At 66.7% G+C, this 3,164-nt stretch carries 2 protein-coding genes; both read left to right on the forward strand.

Annotated features, from left to right (window positions below):
• Positions 1–44 precede the first annotated feature (44 nt).
• Positions 45–668, forward strand: a complete 624-nt coding sequence (locus tag QOD90_RS30195; RefSeq protein ID WP_526356050.1) for a TetR/AcrR family transcriptional regulator — start codon at positions 45–47, stop codon at positions 666–668.
• 127 nt (positions 669–795) lie between these two features.
• Positions 796–3,164: glycoside hydrolase family 2 protein (locus QOD90_RS30200; RefSeq protein WP_526356052.1), on the forward strand; the 2,369-nt coding region annotated here is incomplete at its 3' end.

Raw genomic sequence — 3,164 nt, forward strand, 5'->3', positions numbered from 1 at the left:
ACGTAAGTTACGAACACTCCGTATGAAAGTTACGTGCAGACTGTATGAAAGTCAACGGTGACCCGGCACCGCCCCGTCGCACCCAGGCGGAGCGCACCGCGGCGACCCGCGCCCGCCTGCTCGAGGCGGGCAGACGGTTGTTCGCCAGCGATGGCTTCGCGGCCGTCTCGACGCAGGCGATCGTCACCGCGGCCGGGGTCACCCGTGGCGCCCTGTATCACCAGTTCGGCGACAAGACAGGGCTGTTCGCCGCGGTGTACGAAGAGGTCGAGCGCGACCTCGTCGGCACCATCACCACCAGAATCGTCACGGCCGCGCCCACCGACCAGCTGTCCGCCATGCGGATCGGCTCGCGGCTGTTCCTCGAGGAATGCTCGGCTCCCGACGTACAGCGAATCGTGCTGATCGACGCGCCCGCCGTCCTCGGCTGGGACCGCTGGCGAGAAGTCGGCATGAAGTACGGCCTCGGCGTGATCGAGGCGATGCTCGCCGCGGCGATGACCGACGGCGTGATCCCCGAACAGCCACTGCGCCCGACGGCACACATCCTGCTCGGCGCTCTCGACGAGGCTGCCCTGTACGTCTCCCGCGCCGACGACGCCGACGACGCTCTCGACCAGATGTACGCGGTCTGCGATCGTCTGATCAGCGGCATCGCGGGCACGTGAAGCCAGCCTGCCGACCGGCAGGCACAATGTAGGCCCCTCGCGTTTTCCCGTCGCTTCGCTCGCCCCGGCAGCGTCCCGCCGTGACGCGCCCCCCTGCCAGGAATGGAGTAGCACCATCGCGCCCGAGATGCGCCGAACCGCCGTCCTGGGCTTCGTTGTTCTACTCGTCCTGATGCTGATCAGCGCCGGTGACCTGCCCCGCTTCGCCAGGCCGGAACCGCCCGCCCAGACCGTCGAGTTGTCCGACGGCTGGCAGCTGGCGTCGGCCCGAGACGTGCCGGACGAGGGCTCGGCGATCTCACTCGAGGGTTACCGGGCACCTGCGGTCTCGAACGGGAAGTGGCACGACGTCCGCCGAATGCCCGCCACCGTCCTGCAGGCACTCGAGGACGACGGGACCTACCCCAACCTCTACTACGGCAAGAACCTCGTCGACGAAGTGCCACAGGACCTTTGGAAGCAGGACTGGTGGTACCGCACCACGTTCGACGCCGAGGCGGGTCACCGCACCTACCAGCTGAACTTCCCCGGCATCAACTACCGTGCCGAGATCTGGCTCAACGGCCACCTGGTTGCCGACGCCAAGCAGATCGTCGGCATGTACGTCGACCACGACGTGGACGTCACCAAGTGGATCCGAACCGATCAGCCGAACACCCTCGCGGTCAAGGTGACACCCGAGCGGTCGCTGCAGGACGTCAACGGCGTCGAGCTCGCCGACAGCTGGTTCGACTGGATCAACTGGAACTACCTCGGGTATCAGGGGCCGGACAAGAACCCAGGCAATGGCATCTCCTTCGTCCCCGACCGCAACGCGGGGATCTGGAAGCCCGTCACCCTGCGGATGTCGGGCGCGGTCGCCATCGCCGCCGCCACGGTCAACACCGAACTGCCGTTGCCGAACACCGATACCGCGCGCCTGTCGATCTTCACCAACGTGCGGAACTTGTCGACCGACCGCATCCGGGGCGTCGTGCGCGCCACCATCAGCCGCGCGGGAAAGCCCGACGTCGAAGTCGAAGAGGCGGTTAGCCTGGCGCCGGGCGAACAGCGCGAAGTCGGCTTCGCGCCATCCGATTACGGCCAGCTCGTGCTGGACCACCCCGATCTGTGGTGGCCGTACACCATGGGCGCCCCCAACATGTACGACCTGCGCATCGAGTTCCGGCAGTTCGGCAGCGCGATCGACGAGACGCACCAACGGTTCGGTGTCCGGACCATCTCCCAGTTCCGCGACGACGATCAACGCTTCCCCGAGCTGGGCGCCGGTGGCAGCTTCTATCTCCAGGTGAACGGCCGCGACTTCCTGGTGCGCGGCGCGACGTACACCCCAGACCTGCTGTACGCATACGACCCCGACCGTGACGACGCCATCCTGTCCTATGTCCGCGACCTTGGCCTGAACATGCTTCGGCTGGAGTCGAAGATCCCCGACGAGCGGTTCGTCGAAGCCGCCGACGAGCTCGGCATCCCGTTGATGGTCGGCTGGATGTGCTGCAACCAGTGGGAAAAGTGGCCACAGTGGGACGACGAGGACAACCGGGTCGCACGGGACAGCCTGCGATCGCAGATCACCATGTTGCGGTCCCACGCATCGGCATTCGTCTGGGCCAACGCCAGCGACGGCAGGCCACCGGACAAGGTGCGGGCGGACTACCACCAGATTTTGCGAGACCTGCACTGGCAGAACGCCGTCGTCGACACGGTGTCGTCCTACGTCACCAACTCCGTCGGCGAACGGTTGTGGGACGGCATCCAGATGGCGGGTCCCTACACCTGGCGCCCGCCGTCGTACTGGTTCAGCGGACGGTACCGTGCGGCCAGAGGGGCATCGGCCGAACAGGGCGACAACGAACACATCCCGCCGTTCGCGAGCCTGCAGGAGTTCATCCCGCCGGACAAGCTGTGGCCGATCAACGACTACTGGACCTTCCACGCCGGCTCCAACCCCGGCAACGCCGAGCTGACCAGCATCCAGCTGGCCATCAATCGGCGCTACGGCCCTTCTGGCAGCGCCTACGAGTTCGCCCGCAAAGCCCAACTGGCGCACTATGAATCCACTCGAGCCCAGTTCGAGTCGTACGCCGCGCTCGGCTGGGCCGGCCACAAGATGACGATCTACTGGATGCTGAACAGTCATTGGCCGTCGTTCTTCGGCAACATCTTCGACTACTACCTGCGCCCCGGCGGGGCGTACTACGGCGCGAAGGCCGGGCTGCGTCCCCTTTCGGCGGTGTTCGATTCCTACGCGACGGGGGACCACAGCCAGGCGGGGGTCACCCTCGTCAACCAGACCCCCGGTGACGTGAAGGACGCCAGGGTGCGGGTCAGGGTCTACGACCTGCAGGGCAGAGTGCGCGACGACCAGACGAGCGCCAACCTCGACGTGCCGTCGGGCGGCACCGCGCAGGCACTCGTGCTGCCGAGGGAGGCGCGGGATTCACGGGTGTTCTTCGTGCGCTGCGAGGTGCTCGACGCGGCTGGCAAGGTCGCCGA

The organism is Mycobacterium sp. (genome assembly GCF_032161845.1).
GTDB lineage: Bacteria > Actinomycetota > Actinomycetes > Mycobacteriales > Mycobacteriaceae > Mycobacterium.

Excerpts from the sequence above, each read along its gene's own strand:
- QOD90_RS30195 (WP_526356050.1), top strand. The coding sequence starts at position 45 with ATGAAAGTCAACGGTGACCCGGCACCGCCCCGTCGCACCCAGGCGGAG.